This window comes from Kitasatospora sp. NPDC001132, from assembly GCF_053598415.1.
The window spans coordinates 12424-28046 of record NZ_JBSFKF010000013.1 but is presented as its reverse complement, the minus strand read 5'-3'; the positions used below and the strand labels follow the sequence as shown (position 1 = coordinate 28046).

Here is a 15623-nt window from a genome sequence, read left to right as displayed (position 1 = left end):
GGATGGTCGGGACAGTTCGGCGCGGGTCAGCGCCGAGGAGCACCGTTCCTATGGGCGAACACCCGACGGGTGATCAGCCCGAGGCCGGTGAGCACCAGCAGGACTCCGGCGAGTCCACCGCGCCAGCCGTCCGCCCCGGGCCGCCCGGACCAGCCCTGCGCGGCCACCACCGGCGCCGCCGACGGCCGGGCGGCGGGCTCGCCGGGCTCCACCACGGCGGCCGGTACCGGCGAGGCGCCGAGGCCGATGGCCGGAGCCCGGGCCGGGGTCGGGGTCGGGGAGACGGTCGCGGTGGCCGAAGGGGCGGGGACGGCGGGCCGGGTGGACACGGTCGGCGAGGTGGCCCTGGACGGCGCCACCGCCGGCACCGCCGCGACGGACGGACTCGACGTGGCCACCGCCGAACCCGTGGCGCCCGGGCTCGGCTCGGCCGGGCGCGACGCCGCAGGGCTCGACGCCACCGCGACGGAAGGACTCGACGTTGGCGTCGCTCCCCCGGTGGCACCCCGCACCCGCACGAACTCCCCCGGAGCCGGCGAGGTGAGCACCGGCCGCTCCGGCAGGCCGGTGGCGACGACCAGCTCGCCCGGCGGCCCGGGCGTCCGGCCCCCCGCCACATCGACCGCGAACGGGGTGAGCAGGTGCGGCCCGTCCGCCAGGTCCTCGACCGGCAGACAGGACCACCGGCCGTCCGCCGGCACCCCGGTGATGCAGAGGTCGTCGCCCGAGTCCTGGTCGACGACCGAGACGATGCCGCCGGCCTCGCCGGTGCCGGTGAGCCGCAGGCCCGGGTCGTCGGTGTCCGCGGGGACGGTGATCGTGGGGACGGTGAGCGCGGGAACGTCCGGGGCCTCGGCGGAGGGCCAGGCGTCGGGGTGCCGCAGGGCCGCCGCGAGCGGGGCGTTCCACGCGGTCAGCGGCCCGCTCGCGAGGACGGCCAGGGCGACAGCCGTACGGGGAAACTGTCGGCTCATCCGGCTCTCCTTCGCGGTCGGCTGCCTGGGCGGCGGGCAGTCTGCACAAGATCCGACAAAAAGGAATCACGATCCTGAGCCGGTCATATCGAGACACCTGGGCTTTTGACCGTGTCCCACCCGTTCGGCGGTCATCCGGGCGGCAGGACGGGATGTACCCGAAACAGCTGCATTTCATCCATTAGGCGGCAATCGACGCCACCCGAACGGACGCGGGAACGGGAGCACCGGACCCATCCGGCGAGTGCCGGCCCCCGGAACGGGACCATCCACCCGACGGCCCCGTTCGAATCACCCGCGGGGAACCCCGGGGAACGCGAGAAACCCCCGGCCGATGGCCGGGGGTTTCTCGATGGTGCGCTCAGCAGGATTCGAACCTGCAACCTCTTGATCCGTAGTCAAGTGCTCTATCCGTTGAGCTATGAGCGCAAGGAACGGGCGAACCCGATCTTGCGGAGTTTGGTGCGCTCAGCAGGATTCGAACCTGCAACCTCTTGATCCGTAGTCAAGTGCTCTATCCGTTGAGCTATGAGCGCTCGCCCTGGTGAACTCTGCCTCCGGGGCGTTGCGGGGACAACATTACATGACCTGCGGCGTAGGACGAAATCGGTTGATCCGGGCTCGTCCGGGGCCCCGCCACCGCCGCGCTACCGAACCGCTCCGGGCTGCTCCGAACCGCCCTGAACGGGTTCCGAACGGGTTCCGAAACCGCTCCGGGCCACCCCCGGTCCGTACCCGGGAACGCGAAGAGCCCCCGCCGACGAGATCGTCGACGGGGGCTCCCGGCTGGCGGAGGCTGAGGGATTTGAACCCTCGATCAGGAATAACCCCGAAACCGCATTAGCAGTGCGGCGCCATAGACCGGACTAGGCGAAGCCTCCCCACAAGGAGCGTCCCCGCGCGAGCGGAACCGTTCCGTGTGTCAGTGATGATGCCACAACCGTGGGCCTTGGCACCAACCGCTGCCAACGTTACTAGGCGGGTCGTCCCCACCGCAAAGAAGAATGAGATACTGCCGTCTCCGGAGGAGCTGCCCCGAGCCGAGGAGACCTGTCCACGTGAGCAGCAGGCCGATCCGAGGCGCTGCTCGCCTCGCCGCCATACTCGACGCCCTGCCCGACGCGCTGCTGCTGGTGAACAGCAACGGCACCGTCGTGGATGCCAACAGCGCGGCGGTCCAGGCGTTGCAGGCACCGGGCACCTCGCTGGTCGGCATGGGCGTGCTGGGTCTGCTGCCCGAGTTCGACCCCAGCCGGATCCCCGGCTCGATGCGCCCGGCCACCCGCGACGGAGAGGCCCTCGACCGCCCGGTCCGGATGACCGCCCACCGCACCGACGGCACCACCTTCCCGGTCGAGGTCTCCGGCAACGACTTCGCCGACGACGGCGAAGGCCGCGGCTACGCGCGCTCCCCGTACGACTCGTACCGCGAGAACTCGCCCTCCTCCTCCGACCTGCTCCTGCTGCTGGTCCGCGACCTCTCCGGCCGGCTCGGCGTCGAGGCCGAGCTGCGCCGCCAGCACAAGCAGACCGAGATGATCCTGCGCGCCGCCGCCGAGGGCGTGCTCGGAGTGGACCTCGAAGGCCGCTGCGTGCTGGTCAACCCGGCCGCGGCGCACATCCTGGAGTACCGGGCGAGCGAGCTGGGCGGGCGCGAGCTGCACCCGCTGATCCAGCACTCCCGGGCCGACGGCACCCCGCTGGCGCTGGAGGAGTCGGCGCTGCTGGACACCCTGACCTCCGGGCGCAAGCACCGGGTGCGCGGCACCGTGCTGTGGCGCAAGGACGGTCGGCCGGTCACCGTCGACCTCACCACCGCCCCGGTCCGGGACGGCGACCAGCTGGTCGGCGCGGTGATGACCTTCACCGACCGCAGCCGCGAACTCGCCCTGGTCGCCCGCAACGAGCACCTCACCGCCGTCCTGGAGAGCGAGCTGGGCGGCGCGCTGAACGCGCTGAACCAGCGGCTCGACGCGCTCGCCGCCGACCCGGCCGGCCAGCTCTGGCCGGAGGCCAACTGGACGCTGCGCCGGCTGGCCGCCGAGTGCCGCCGGTTCGGGAAGCTGATCGACGGGGTCCTCGACCACCAGCGCTGCGAGGCCAGCGAGAGCGGCGCCGCCGAGGCCAAGGACGGCAAGGAGTCCAAGGCGGGCAAGGACGCCATGGACGGCAAGGGCGGGCGGAAGGCCGCGCCCCGGGTGCCGGTGGGCCTGGACAAGGTGGTCCGCCGGGCCGTCGAGGAGGCCGGCGAGCTGGTCGGCCCCGGCCGGGTCCGGTTCTCGGTGCACGCCGCCGCGGTCGAGGTGATCGCCGACGAGCGGCGGCTGGCGCAGGCGCTGGCCCACCTGGTTGCCGACGTCAGCGGCGTCGGGCTGGCGCTGGCCACCCCCGACGCCCCCTCCCCCGGTCTGGCCGTGCCCGGGCTGAACGGCGCCGCGCCCGCGCTGTCGCCCGCCCCCGAGCCGCCGACCGTCGTCCTGGCCGCCGCCCAGCGCGGCGAGGTCGCCCGGGTCGAGATCCGCGGCCCCGGCGTCGGCGGCAGCCCCGTCCACCTGCCGATAGCCCGGGCGGTGGTCGAGCGCCACGGCGGTGTGCTCCAGCCGCACGAGCTGCCCGGAAAGGCCGGCACCACGTACGTCGTCGAGCTGCCGCTGGACCCGGCCGCCGCCAAGGCCGCCGCCGAGCGCGCCGCCGCCGAAGGCCGCTCCGACCGGCCCAAGGAGAGCGACAGCGCCGTCCTGCCCGAGCTTCCGGGCATCCCGCAGCTGCCCAGCAGCGGCGAGGCCGCCGACACCGCCGAGGCCGCGCCGGCCGGCGAGCGGCCCGACCCCGAGGCTGCGGGAGCCCCCGCGGCACCCGCGGCACCCGCGGCTCCCGACGCGGAGCGGGCCCCTGCCGAGGAGGCCCCCGCCGAGCGGCGCGGCCGCCGTGGCCGACCGGCCGCCGAGGCCCCGGCCCCCGGCACCCCCGACGTTCCGGCCGACCAGTGGCCGAACGCCCCCGCCCGGGTCGAGCGAGCCGTGCCCGAGCAGTGGAACGGCACCGGCAACGACCCCGCGTACGGCCGCCAGGGCCTGGCCGGCCCGGACGGCGCCCAGAGTGACCCGTGGGGCAAGGACGACGGCCGCTCCGGCCCCGCCTACGCCGTACCCGTCGAGGGCCACCGGGCGCAGCCGAACCGCCCCGGCGGACGCGAGCCGCTCGCGCTCGGCCCGGCGCCCACGCCCGCCGCCCCCGATGGCACCCCGCCCGGCGGCACCCCGACCGACGAGGCCGCCCAGGAGCTCTCCCAGGGCGAGACCAAGCACCGGCGCCGGCGCGCACTGCCCTCGGCCGACGAGGCCCCCGGCGGCTTCGCCCTGCCCGGAGTACCCGAGACCCCGGTCTACCCCGGCCTGGAGCACGCCCTGCCGACCGGCCCCGCGCCCGTGCTGCCCGAACCGGCGGCCGCCGCCCCGACCGGGCGCCGCCGCCGGCTGGCCGTCCCGCCGGGGCCGGGACCGGACGCGCTGGTGAACGCCTCCGGTCCGGCCGGTCCGGTCGCCCAGCCACAGTCCTCCCCCGGCACCGCGCTGGCGCCGGCCCGCGCCGCGCTGCCCGCCGCCGCCGAGGAGCCGTCCGGACCGCGCCCGGTCGGCACCGGCCTGGGCGAGCTCGCCCCGCCGCGCCAGCTCGGCCCCGCGCCGCTGCCCGCCAACGCGCCGCAGCCGCCCGTCCCCGCCGACGCCGCCCGGACCGCGCCGCGCCCGATGGCCGAACTCCCGGCCGCCGACGAACGGCCCGCCGCCGGACAGCCGTCGGCCCCGACCGGCGAGCTGGCCAACACCCGTCGGCTGCTGGTCTGGCCCGAGCCCGACCCGGCCACCAAGCAGGCCCTCCAGGCCCGCGGCTACCTGCCGGTGATCGTCAGCTCCCGCGAGGAGGTGGACGCCCAGGTCGCCGGCTTCCCCGCCGCCCTCTTCGTCGACCCGCTGACCGGCCCGATCACCCGCACCGCGCTCCAGTCGCTGCGCACCGCGGCGCTCAACCGCAGGGTCCCGGTGCTGGTCACCGCCGGCCTCGGCCAGGCCACCCGGGACGCCGCGTACGGGGCCGACCCGGCCGTCCTGCTGCGCGCCCTCGCGCCGCGCGACGGCGAGCACCACGCCCCGCGGGTGCTGCTGGTCGAGGGCGACCCGGACATCGCCGCCGCCATGATCGGCAGCCTGGAGCGGCGCGGCATGCACGTCGAACACGCGGTGGACGAGAACGACGCGGTCGCCCGGGCCAGCAGCGTGCAGCCCAACCTGGTGGTGATGGACCTGCTGCAGATCCGCCGCCGCCGGGTCGGCCTGCTGGACTGGCTGCGCGCCAACGACCGGCTGCACCGCACCCCGCTGGTGGTCTACACCTCGGTGGACCTCGACCCGCGCGAACTGCCCCGGCTGCGCACCGGCGAGACGGTGCTGTTCCTCGCCGAGCGCTCGACCAGCGAGGACGTCCAGTCCCGGATCGTCGACCTGCTCGGGCGGATCGGCGCGATGGGCGAGGCGGGCGTCGCCGCCGCGGGCTGACTCGACTCCTCGGCACGGGGAAGGGCCGGCCGCCCCCGTTCGGTACGGGGGCGGCCGGCCCTTCCACCGGGAGCTCCGCGCCGATCGTCACCGGGCGGTCACTCCTCGCCGGTCACTCCTTGCCGAGCACCGTGACGTCCAGCTCCTCGGCCGCGTAGCCGGCCCGGATCACCTTCTTGTCGAACTTGCCGACCGAGGTCTTCGGCACCGACTCCACGATCGACCAGCGCTCCGGCAGCTGCCAGGAGGCGATCCGCTCGCCCAGGAAGGCCCGCAGCTCCTTCAGCCCGACGGTCGCGCCCGGGCGCAGCACCACGGTGGCCAGCGGGCGCTCGCCCCACTTCTCGTCCGGGACGGCGACCACGGCGGCCTCGGCCACGTCGGGGTGGGCCATCAGGGCGTTCTCCAACTCGACGGACGAGATCCACTCGCCGCCGGACTTGATGACGTCCTTGGCCCGGTCGGTGAGGGTCAGGTAGCCGTCGGCGGTGATGGTGCCGACGTCGCCGGTGCGCAGCCAGCCGTCCTCGGAGAACTTGTCCTCCGGGCGGACCGGGTCCTGGCCGGCGCCGCCGTAGTACGCCCCGGCGATCCACGGGCCGCGCACCTCCAACTCTCCCGCCGAGACGCCGTCGTGCGGCATCCGCTCGCCTCCCGGACCGATCAGCCGGGCCTCGACGGAGGCCGGGAAGATGCCCTGGGTGACCCGGTACGGCCACTCCTCCTCGGGGGTGAGGCCGCCCGGCGGCTGGGCGAAGCAGCCGAGCGGGGAGGTCTCGGTCATGCCCCAGGCGTGCAGCACCCGGATGCCGTGCCGCTCCTCGTAGGCCTTCATCAGGGAGGGCGGGCAGGCGCTGCCGCCGATGACCACCATGCGCAGGCTGGAGGTGTCGTAGTCGCCCGCGTCGAGCTCGTCCAGCAGGCCGGCCCAGATGGTGGGGACGGCGGCGCTGACGGTCGGGCGGACGGCGGCGATCATCTCGGCCATCGGCTTGGGCTGGAGGAAACGATCCGGCATGAGCAGGTTGGCGCCGGACATGAAGGCCGCGTGCGGGATGCCCCAGGCCTGGACGTGGAACATCGGCACCACCGGCAGCGCGGTGTCGCGCGGGGTGAAGGCGAAGTTGTCACCGGTGTTGACCTGGAGGCAGTGCAGGTAGACCGAGCGGTGGCTGTAGAGCACGCCCTTCGGGTCCCCGGTGGTGCCGGAGGTGTAGCAGAGCACCGCGGCCTGCCGCTCGTCGATGTCGTGCTGCCACGGGTACTCGGTGGGGCGGCCGGCGATCAGCTCCTCGTAGTCGTGCACGCCGCCCGCGAAGCCGGCCAGCACCGAGCGGTCGCCGGGGCCGCTCACCACGATGTGCTTGAGGGTCGGTGCGAGGTCCTGGAGGACGGCGGCGAGCAGCGGCAGCACGGTGCCGTTGACGACGATCACGCGGTCGGCGGCGTGGTTGACGATGAACGACAGCTGCTGGGAGGGCAGTCGCAGGTTCAGCGTGTGCAGCACGGACCCCATCGCGGGGACGGCGAGGTACGCCTCCAGGTGCTCGGCGTTGTTCCACATCAGGGTGGCGACCCGGTCGTCGGCGGTCACCCCCAGCTCGTCGCGCAGCGCCCAGGCGAGCTGCGCGGCGCGGGCGCCCACCTCGGCGTAGCTGCGGACGACCGGCCCGGTGCCGTCCCAGGTGGTCACGGTCGAGCGGCCGTGGATGGTGGCCCCGTGCTCCAGGATCCGGGCGACGGTGAGCGGAACGTCCTGCATCGTGCTGAACACGGGTCCTCCTTGACCTGGCGGCACTGGCGGCAGCGCCTGCGGCACCTACCGGGCGGTAATGCGCGCGGACGTGCCCGATTGTGCCGCCCCCACCCCCCGCTGTCAGTATCCCGACCCCGTTGCACGGATCACGGATTCGTCCCGGTTCCGCCCCGGCCCCTCTCGGGTGGGTCAGGGGAGGGTGGGGCGGGTGAGGCGGAGGGAGTTGGCGGGGTCGGGGGCGTAGGCGGGGTCGAGGGTCCAGCCCTGTTCGGCGGCGAGGCACAGGGCCCGGTGGGCGCCGGCGCCGCGGTAGGTGGCGCGCTTGAGGTGGACGCGGTCCACTCGGGGGCCGTCGGGGGTGCGGGCGGCGGTGCTGATGCGCTTGGTGTCGCGGTCGAGGATGCGGCGGATGTGGCGGTCCCAGGCGGCAGGGCTGTTGGTGAACTCGGCGCGGAAGGCGCGCGGGCCGACGGTCCAGCGGGCGCCCCAGCGGTCCCAGTAGTCGGGCTCGGGGCGGCTCACCCAGCAGGTGAGCAGGCCGTACACCGGGACGTAGACGATCTGGAGCAGGAGGACGAACGGCAGCAGCGGCGCGAAGCGGACCGGCTGCGGGCCCCACGGGGTGCCGGGGGCGGCGGGCGGGTCCTGCGGGGTGGGGGCGTTCGGGACGGCCGGGGCGGGGAAGTGGCGGGCGAGCCGGACGTGCCCGGCGTCGGTCCCGGCCGCCACGCCGTGCCAGCCGTGCCGCTCGGCGAGCCGCACCACGCCGGCCGCGCCGAGGCCGCGGTAGAGCCGCAGCGCGAGCCCGACCCGCACGACCCGGCCGAGGTCCGCCTGCACCTCGCCGTCGCCGGCCGCGTACGCCGCCTCTGCGGCGGCGATCCGGCGCGCCAGGATCGGGGCGACGTAGCGCTCCCAGTCCTCCGGGCGGCCGGTGAGCTCGGCCCGCAGCCGGCGCGGCGGGAGGAAGCTGCGGTTGACCTTCAGCCAGCCGTCGGAGCTGGGGCCGGACCCGCCGCCGACGTTGTCGGCGAAGATCAGGAGGACGAAGAGGAGCACCAGGCCGAGGATCCAGAGCGGTGCGTAGATCCACTGGAGGAGGAACTGGGTCAGCACCGCCGCGCGGCCGCGGCGCGGCGCGGGGCCGGGGAAGCCGCCGGGAAGCCCGCTCGCGGGCCTCGGCGGGGCGGACCCGTGCGGCTGCTGGGGCGGGTACGGCTGCGACGGCGGCACCGGCTGCGCGTACGGGTTCTGCGGGGGCGGGTTCTGCGGGGGCGGGTTCTGCGGGGACGGGCTCTGCACGTACGGGTTCTGCCGGTACGACGCCTGCCCGTACGGGTACTGCGGCGGCGGCGCGCCGTGTCCGCCGGTGCCGCCGTACCCCTGGCCGTTCGTCATGCCGTTCCCCCGTGCTCGATCGGGGGCCACCCTATCCGCGGGTCTCAGAGGGCGGTCGGGCCGTCCACGTGGTTGCGGTCGACGGTGAGGGTGGCGCCGCCGAAGGTCTCCTCGACGTTGCCGTTGTACTGGTGGACGCGCTGGTGGGAGCTCCAGAGGTCGGGGGCGATGCCGCCGGAGCCGTCGGTGTCGGCCTTGCCGTCCCACCGGGCGTACCAGAGCGCGTCGGGCAGCGGGGAGCTGCCGGCCCGGGCGGCGGCGGCGAGGTCCGCGATGCCGGAGTCGAGGCTGGAGTAGAAGCCGGATCCGTAGCCGGCGGCGTGCAGGCCGGCGGTCCAGCCGAGGGTGAAGTCGACCACCGCCTGGCCGCAGACCGGGTCGCGCGGCGGGTAGGCCTCGATGTCCAGGTAGACCGGGCTGCCCGGGGCGAGCCCGAGCGCGCGCAGCGCCAGAACGGCCTCGCCCGCCTCCTCCTGGCCCTGCTCGACGGCGTTCACCGGGTCGATCCGCTTGGGCTTGTGGCCCGGGTCTGCGCACGGCGCCTGCAGCCCGACGTGCACCGGCAGGAACCGCCAGCCCATCGTCCGCGCCTGGCGCACCCACTCGGCGGTGAGCCGGGGCTGGGTGCAGCCGCGCTGGGAGCCGCTGGTGTAGATGCCGAGCGCCCCGTAGGGGGAGGCGTCGCGCCAGGCCTTCAGGGTGTCGAGCGGTGGTGCGGTGCAGGCGTCGAAGGCGGGGCCGCTCCAGGTGTCGCGGATCCGGGGCGGGCCGGACCGGTCGGCCAGTGTGACGGCCCGGCCGCGGGGAGCGGCGGCGGTCCGGGCGGCGGCTTCGGCGTTCACGCCCGTCCCGTCGGTGGCCAGCAGGAGCACGAGGGCGGCGGCGAGGAGGGCGGCGGGGCGGAGATGGCGCACCCCGCCTTGTTACTGACGGTCCGTCGGACGGCTGCGGCAACCACGCCGCGGCACCCTCGGGAGTCCACCCTTTCGGACGCACCCGTCCGGATCCGTCCCGATTTTTGTAACGAGCTTGCCCGTTCATCACTCCTTACGGCAAACTCACAAGTATGCCCACCTCCCATACCAGCGAAACCCCCACCGCCTCGTCGTCGGTCGCCGCCGTCGCCGAGGCCCTTGCCATGCCGCCCGCCCCCAAGGGCGAGCCTGCCGGCGAGCGGGGAAGCTGGCGACGAGGTGGGGCGTCCGGACCCGCGGCGCCACCCGGAACCCACACCGGCCGATCCCCCGGCCGGTTCGGCAAGGTCCTGCGGCGCCCGGAGCGGATCCCGGCGCCGCTTCTCTGTCTGGCCGCGATGTTCCTGGTGCAGACCGGCATCGCGCTGTCCAAGCCGCTGTTCGGCCCGCTCGGGGTCAGCGGCACGACCTTCCTGCGGCTCGGCTTCGCCGCCGTCATCCTGCTCGCCGTGACCCGGCCGAAGCTGCGCGACAAGCGCCCGCGCGACCTCGCCGCGGCCGCGCTGCTCGGCATGGCCTCGGCCGGGATGACCTTCCTGTTCGCCGGGGCCATCGACCGGCTGCCGATGGGCACCGCCGCGACCATCGAGTTCCTCGGCCCGCTCGCGGTCGCCCTGGTCTTCGCCCGGCGCGCCAGCCACCTGCTCTGGGCGCTGCTCGCGGCCGCGGGCGTGGTGCTGCTGACCCTGCTCGGCGAGGGTGACGGCGGCGGGTCGCTCGACCCGGTCGGCCTGCTGTACGCCTTCGGGGCGGCCGCCTGCTACTCCCTGTACATCCTGTTCACCGACAAGGTCGGCGCGACCTTCCAGGGGTTCCAGGGCCTCGCGGTGTCGATGACGGTCGGCGCGCTCACGCTGGCGCCGTTCGGGCTCGGCCAGGCCTGGCACGGGCTGACGGCCCCCGGGGCCTCGGCTCCGGCGCTGCTCGCCGCCGTGGCCGGGGTGTCGCTGCTGCTGCCGGTGATCCCGTACGCGCTGGAGATGACCGCGCTGCGACGGATGCCGCAGCGGGTGTTCAGCGTGCTGGTCAGCCTGGAGCCGGCGGTCAGCGCACTGGTCGGGCTGGTGGTGCTGGGCCAGCTGCTGGGCGCGCCGCAGCTGGCCGGGATCGGCTGCGTGGTCGCGGCCAGCGTGGGCGCGACGCTGACCGGGCGGCGGTAGCCCCGCGGGTGCCTGCGGAGGCCGTAGTCCGCGCAGGGCCGTGCGCGGACTACGGCCAGAGCAGGGTGCGCGACCACTCCGCGGAGCTGACCGGGCCGATGCGGGTGTAGCGCAGCCGGACGTGGCGGCGCTGGCTGTCGCCCTGCCAGAACTCCACCTCGTGCGCCCACAGGGTGTAGACCGCGTGGCCGGGTGCCACCGCGTCCGGGTGCGCCTCCAGTCGGCGACGGGCGACCGCCACCGCCTCGTCGTACTCGTCGAGAGAGCCCAGCGGCTCGCTCTGCCGCCCGACCAGCGAGACGACCCGGGCAGCGGGCGAGCGGGTGGCGAACTCGGCGGCGGCGACCAGGTCGGCGGCCCGCTCGACGGTGCCGCGCACCCGGACCTGGCGGCCCAGCTGCGGCCAGTAGACGGTCAGCGCGGCGGCCGGGTGGGCGGCGAGCTGGCGGCCCTTGACGCTGTCGGCGTCCGCGGAGAAGTTCCAGCCGGTGCCGGCCGCGTCGACGTCGCGCAGCACCAGCACCCGGGCGTCCGGCATGCCGTCGGCGTCGACGGTCGAGAGGGTGAAGGCCTGCGGGTCCAGCACACCGGCGTGCAGCGCGGTTTCGAGCCAGTCCACGAACAGCGGGCCCGGCTCGGCGGGGGCGGCCTCGTGGTCGAAGGACGGCAGCGGGCGGGCCATCGGCGGGCGGCCGAGCAGCAGTTCGGGGACGGACCTGGGGGCGGACCGGTGCTCGTGGACCGGCTCGGCCGACGGCTCCGGGCGCGCCTCCGCGGGGTCTGCCCCGGGCTCCGCCGCGGGCCTGGCCCCGTCCGGGCCGGTCAGGCCCTCCTCCTCCGCCGCCATCGCGCGCCCTTCCTTCCGATTGCCGCGGTCGCCACCCCGGCCGGGCCGGGCCTTCCGGGCCGGGCACGTGGGTGCGCTGTCGGAGCGCAACCGTACCGCCGTAGACCGACGGCTCCGGGCGCGGGCCCTCGATGAATGGATCTGGGCCGGTCAGCGGGGTGTTCCGGGGCCCTTCACGGGTGCCCGGGCGGGGCGATCCGGGGGCGGACGCACCGGCGCCGGACACGCTCGTGGGCGGTGCCGATGGCGGCACCGCCCACGAGACCGGTTTCGCGGTGACCCTTTCCGCGGGCCGGTCGAATGCGCTGTTCCCTCTGGTGTGAAGCGTCGGCTCCTCGGTGTCAGTGAAGCGCTGGCTCTCGGTGTCCGTTCCGGCCGTTCCGATCCGGTCCTGGCCCGTTCGCGGCTGCTCAGCTCACCCGCGTACGCCCACGTCAGGCGCCCCCGCCTTCCGTGGTGCCCGGTGCCGTCACTCGGCCGTGCGGTCGGTCAGTTGAAGGTCGGGGCGACGACGACGGTGACGTCCTGGTTGCCCTGACCGCCCTGCACGGTGCCCGCGTTGTCCTTCACGGCGACGGTGTCGTCCTGGTTCGAGGCACCGGCACCGGCCGGCAGCAGGCCGGCCGCGAGTGGCCCGGCCAGGAGCAGCCCGGTTTTTCGACGGGTGTGGACGCGTGCCATGGGTGCCTCCGGGAATCCGTTCATCGGGCAGTGGTCGATCAAGGTGTGCAAGGTTCGTCAGCGAGACGAACACCTGCGAACTGCGGCGCCGGAAGACAGACTTCCGCAACAAATCGACAAAGCGCTAGCTCATGGGGCGGATTTCGCCCGTTCGCGTGATATCAGTGCGACCGCGCATAACGGCCCGGAAAGCGGTCCAGGCGGCGACACACCCCGCCCGAGCTGGGAATTTCGCCCGGACGGCCGTCGACCGAGACGCCCGGGAGGGCGGCGCAAGGCCGTCACGCGGCCCGCCGAGCGCACCACCCCGGCGCATGCGAACCATGAACGCGCCCCTGAAAAGTTCGGTCACCCTCCCGTGTCGACTTTTCCGACAATTCGCAGGCCGTCGGAAAGTCGCACTTCGGCAGCGGGAAGGTGGGCGCAGAGGGCTCGCCCAGATGAGATGTACCGATGGAAATCAGATCATCTTGCCGGGGTTCAGGATTCCCAGCGGATCGAAGACCGACTTCAGTTGCCGCTGCAGGTCCAGCGCCACCGGGCCCAGCTCACGCGCCAGCCAGTCCCGCTTCAGCAGCCCCACCCCGTGCTCCCCCGTGATAGTGCCGCCCAGCTCCAGCCCGAGCGCCATGATCTCGTCGAAGGAGCGCTGGGCGCGGGCCGCCTGATCCTCGTCCGAGGCGTCGAAGATGACGATCGGGTGGGTGTTGCCGTCCCCGGCGTGACTGACCACGCCGATGGTCAGTCCGTGCCGCTCGGCGATCACCGCGACGCCGTCCAGCAGCTCCGCCAGCCGGGAGCGCGGCACGGCCACGTCGTCGATCATCGTGGTGCCCAGCCGGTCCAGCGCGGGCAGCGCCATCCGCCGGGCGGCCAGCAGCAGGTCGGACTCCGCCTGGTCCTCGGCCGGCACCACCTCGGTCGCCCCGGCCTCCCGGCACAGCCGCGCGACCCGGGCCAGCTCCGCCACCCGGTCCGGCCCGTCGAAGGCCACCAGCAGCAGCGCCTGGGTGGACTCCGGCAGGCCCATCCGCCCCAACTCGTTGACGGCCCGCACCGAGACCGCGTCCATCAGCTCCATCAGCGACGGGGTCAGACCGCGCGCCATCACCTCGCAGACCGCCGCCCCGGCCGTCTGCGCGCTCGGGAACTCCGCCGCCAGCGCCAGCTGGGGAGCCGGCGCCGGCCGCAGCGCCAGCACCGCCCGGACCACCACCCCGAGCGTCCCCTCCGAACCGACGAACAGCCTGGTCAGGTCGTACCCGGCCACGCCCTTCGCGGTCCGGCGACCGGTGGACAGCAGCCGCCCGTCCGCCAGCACCACGTCCAGCCCGAGCACGTACTCGCTGGTGACGCCGTACTTCACGCAGCAGAGCCCGCCCGCACCGGTACCGATGTTGCCGCCGATCGTGCAGGACTCCCAGCTGGACGGGTCCGGCGGATACGAGAGGCCCAACTCCTCTACTGCTCCGGATAGTTCGGCGTTCACCACGCCGGGCTCGACCACCGCGATCCGGTTCACCGGGTCGATCTCCAGGATCCGGTTCAGCTTCACCAGCGACAGCACGACGCAGCCGTCCACCGCGTTCGCCGCCCCCGACAGCCCGGTCCGGGCGCCCTGGGGCACCACGGGGACGCGCAGCTCGGTCGCGGTGCGCATGACGTGCTGCACCTGCTCGACCGTCTCCGGGAACACCACCACCGCGGGCTGCCCGGCCGCGCAGAAGCCCGCCATGTCGTGGCGGTAGGCGGCGGTCACGTCCGGGTCCACCACGACGGCCCCGTCCGGGAGGGCCTGCGCCAGTCGGTCCGTCAGATCACTCATCGCCGCCTCCACTCGCCGTCCGGCCGCCTCCACCTCCGCACTCTGCCCGGACGGCGGGGGCCGGGCAAGTGGGCCCTGAGACGGGCGGGGAGACGAGCGGCGAGACGGAAGGGAGCCGGACAGCGGGCGGGGAGATGGAAGGGGCGGGCAAGTGGGCCCGGAGACGAGCGGGGAGGTGGAAGGGCGCCGGACTGCGGGCGGGCGGTCGGGTGGCTCAGGCCCGGCGGAGGGCCGGGGTGGCCAGGGCGGTGAGGCCCGCGGTGGCGGTGGCGAGGGCACAGAGCAGGGTGGGCAGGGTGGCGCCCGCCGCGTCCGCGAGCGGCCCCAGCAGGGCGTTCGCGAGCACCAGGGCCAGGCTCTGCACGAGCGTCAGCAGCGCCTGGACCCGCGAGAGGTGGCTGTGCGGCGCGCCGGTCAGCACCAGCGGTCCGAGGTGGCAGGCGAAGAGCCCCGAGCCGAGGCCCGCCACCGCACTGCCGGCCACCGCCACCGCCGGTTCCCCGGCCAGCGCCAGCAGCGCGGTCCCCATCGAGGCCGTACAGAGCCCGGCCGCCGCCCCCACACCGGCCCGGGGCAGCCCGCCCCGCCGGGCGACCAGGGCGGCCACCGCGAGCACCCCGGCCGCCTGCCCGGCGCTCACCAGTCCCGCCGTCCCGGCCGCCCAGCCGTGGGCACGGGCGAGCAGCGGGCCGAGCAGCGACACCACCGGCAGCAGCGCCCCGGCCGCCGCGCCGGTGAGCAGCAGCGCGGCCCGCAGCAGCGGATCGGCCAGGGCGAGCCGGACTCCGGACGCCGCCTCGCGCAGCAGTCCCTCCCGCGGGCCGGACGGCCCCTCCTCCCCGGGGCGCACCCGCAGCAGGACCAGCAGCACGACCCCGAAGCTCGCCGCGTCCACCAGCGCCGCACCGGACAGCCCGCCGGCCGCGACCAGCAGGCCGCCCAGCGGTGCCCCGAGCAGGACGGCGCTCTGCCCGCCGGCCTGCCGCAGGGCGAGCGCCCGGGGCAGCCGGTCGGCGGGCACCAGGCGGCGCGGCATCGAGCCGCTCGCCGGGAGGTGGAAGGCGTCGACCGTCCCGATCACGGCCGCCGCCGCGACCAGCAGCCACAGCGGCGTGCCCCGGTCGGCCGCCACCAGCGCCAGCGCGCCGGTCGCGACCAGCATCACCGTGTCCCCGACGAGCATCACCCGGCGGGCGCCGAACCGGTCGGCGACCGCGCCGCCCAGCAGGACCAGCGCGGTGCGCGGCACCGTGATCGCGGTCAGGACCAGCCCGGCCGCGCCGCCGCCGTGCGCGGAGGCGGCCCAGCCGAGGGCGAAGTACAGCGCGGCGTCGCCCAGCAGTCCGGCCTGGACCCCGGCCAGCCAGAACAGGTACGGGCGGGGCAGCGCGACCGGGGCCGGTGCGCCGGTGGTGGTGGTCATGCCGGGCGACGCTAGGCCCCTCGACCAGGTCG

General features: G+C 75.2%; 10 protein-coding genes and 3 tRNA genes. 2 read left to right on the top strand and 11 right to left on the bottom strand.

The window, feature by feature from the left end:
• Nucleotides 1–26 precede the first annotated feature (26 nt).
• The 4 genes from ACWDBE_RS19280 to ACWDBE_RS19265 all read right to left on the bottom strand — a co-directional run bounded on the left by ACWDBE_RS19280 (nucleotide 27) and on the right by ACWDBE_RS19265 (nucleotide 1855).
• A complete protein-coding gene (locus ACWDBE_RS19280) occupies nucleotides 27–974 on the bottom strand; it encodes a hypothetical protein (protein ID WP_449808612.1) in 948 nt (315 codons plus the stop codon).
• 353 nt (nucleotides 975–1327) lie between these two features.
• Nucleotides 1328–1403 (bottom strand) — tRNA-Arg (locus ACWDBE_RS19275).
• 31 nt (nucleotides 1404–1434) lie between these two features.
• A tRNA-Arg gene (locus ACWDBE_RS19270) sits at nucleotides 1435–1510 on the bottom strand.
• Nucleotides 1511–1761: 251 nt separating this feature from the next.
• Nucleotides 1762–1855: transfer RNA gene (locus tag ACWDBE_RS19265), tRNA-Ser, on the bottom strand.
• A gap of 177 nt (nucleotides 1856–2032) precedes the next feature.
• Between ACWDBE_RS19265 and ACWDBE_RS19260 the strand changes: the two genes are divergently transcribed.
• Nucleotides 2033–5527 carry a PAS domain-containing protein gene (locus tag ACWDBE_RS19260; protein ID WP_449808611.1) on the top strand — a complete coding sequence of 1165 codons (3495 nt, stop codon included), beginning with the start codon at nucleotides 2033–2035 and terminating at the stop codon, nucleotides 5525–5527.
• A 112-nt stretch (nucleotides 5528–5639) separates the two neighbouring features.
• On the opposite strand, the gene ACWDBE_RS19255 is transcribed toward ACWDBE_RS19260, so the two are convergent.
• From ACWDBE_RS19255 to ACWDBE_RS19245, 3 genes are all read right to left on the bottom strand, one after another.
• A complete protein-coding gene (locus ACWDBE_RS19255) occupies nucleotides 5640–7301 on the bottom strand; it encodes a long-chain fatty acid--CoA ligase (RefSeq protein ID WP_449788514.1) in 1662 nt (553 codons plus the stop codon).
• Nucleotides 7302–7472: 171 nt separating this feature from the next.
• Entirely contained in the window at nucleotides 7473–8681 is a 1209-nt protein-coding gene (locus ACWDBE_RS19250) for a hypothetical protein (RefSeq protein WP_449808610.1), read from the bottom strand.
• 44 nt (nucleotides 8682–8725) lie between these two features.
• Nucleotides 8726–9595 (bottom strand): DUF1906 domain-containing protein, encoded by an 870-nt coding sequence (locus ACWDBE_RS19245; protein ID WP_449788516.1) that lies wholly within the window; start codon nucleotides 9593–9595, stop codon nucleotides 8726–8728.
• Between the two features lie 152 nt (nucleotides 9596–9747).
• On the opposite strand from ACWDBE_RS19245, the gene ACWDBE_RS19240 reads away from it, so the two are divergent.
• The gene (locus tag ACWDBE_RS19240) at nucleotides 9748–10815 is read left to right on the top strand and encodes an EamA family transporter (RefSeq protein WP_449808609.1); all 1068 of its coding nucleotides are present in this window, start codon (nucleotides 9748–9750) and stop codon (nucleotides 10813–10815) included.
• A 49-nt stretch (nucleotides 10816–10864) separates the two neighbouring features.
• Here the strand turns inward: ACWDBE_RS19240 and ACWDBE_RS19235 are convergent, their stop codons facing one another.
• The 4 genes from ACWDBE_RS19235 to ACWDBE_RS19220 form a co-directional block, all read right to left on the bottom strand.
• On the bottom strand, nucleotides 10865–11662 hold the full coding sequence (locus ACWDBE_RS19235) for a pyridoxine/pyridoxamine 5'-phosphate oxidase (RefSeq protein WP_449808608.1): 798 nt from the start codon (nucleotides 11660–11662) through the stop codon (nucleotides 10865–10867).
• Between the two features lie 489 nt (nucleotides 11663–12151).
• The gene (locus ACWDBE_RS19230) at nucleotides 12152–12343 is read right to left on the bottom strand and encodes a hypothetical protein (protein ID WP_449788519.1); all 192 of its coding nucleotides are present in this window, start codon (nucleotides 12341–12343) and stop codon (nucleotides 12152–12154) included.
• Nucleotides 12344–12803: 460 nt separating this feature from the next.
• On the bottom strand, nucleotides 12804–14168 hold the full coding sequence (locus ACWDBE_RS19225; protein ID WP_449808607.1) for an FAD-binding oxidoreductase: 1365 nt from the start codon (nucleotides 14166–14168) through the stop codon (nucleotides 12804–12806).
• Between the two features lie 214 nt (nucleotides 14169–14382).
• Nucleotides 14383–15591, bottom strand: a complete 1209-nt coding sequence (locus ACWDBE_RS19220) for an MFS transporter (protein ID WP_449808606.1) — start codon at nucleotides 15589–15591, stop codon at nucleotides 14383–14385.
• Between the last annotated feature and the right edge of the window lie 32 nt (nucleotides 15592–15623).

Excerpts from the sequence above, each read along its gene's own strand:
- ACWDBE_RS19250 (WP_449808610.1), bottom strand. The coding sequence starts at position 8,681 with ATGACGAACGGCCAGGGGTACGGCGGCACCGGCGGACACGGCGCGCCG.
- ACWDBE_RS19230 (WP_449788519.1), bottom strand. The coding sequence starts at position 12,343 with ATGGCACGCGTCCACACCCGTCGAAAAACCGGGCTGCTCCTGGCCGGG.
- ACWDBE_RS19220 (WP_449808606.1), bottom strand. The coding sequence starts at position 15,591 with ATGACCACCACCACCGGCGCACCGGCCCCGGTCGCGCTGCCCCGCCCG.
- ACWDBE_RS19280 (WP_449808612.1), bottom strand. The coding sequence starts at position 974 with ATGAGCCGACAGTTTCCCCGTACGGCTGTCGCCCTGGCCGTCCTCGCG.
- ACWDBE_RS19235 (WP_449808608.1), bottom strand. The coding sequence starts at position 11,662 with ATGGCGGCGGAGGAGGAGGGCCTGACCGGCCCGGACGGGGCCAGGCCC.
- ACWDBE_RS19240 (WP_449808609.1), top strand. The coding sequence starts at position 9,748 with ATGCCCACCTCCCATACCAGCGAAACCCCCACCGCCTCGTCGTCGGTC.
- ACWDBE_RS19225 (WP_449808607.1), bottom strand. The coding sequence starts at position 14,168 with ATGAGTGATCTGACGGACCGACTGGCGCAGGCCCTCCCGGACGGGGCC.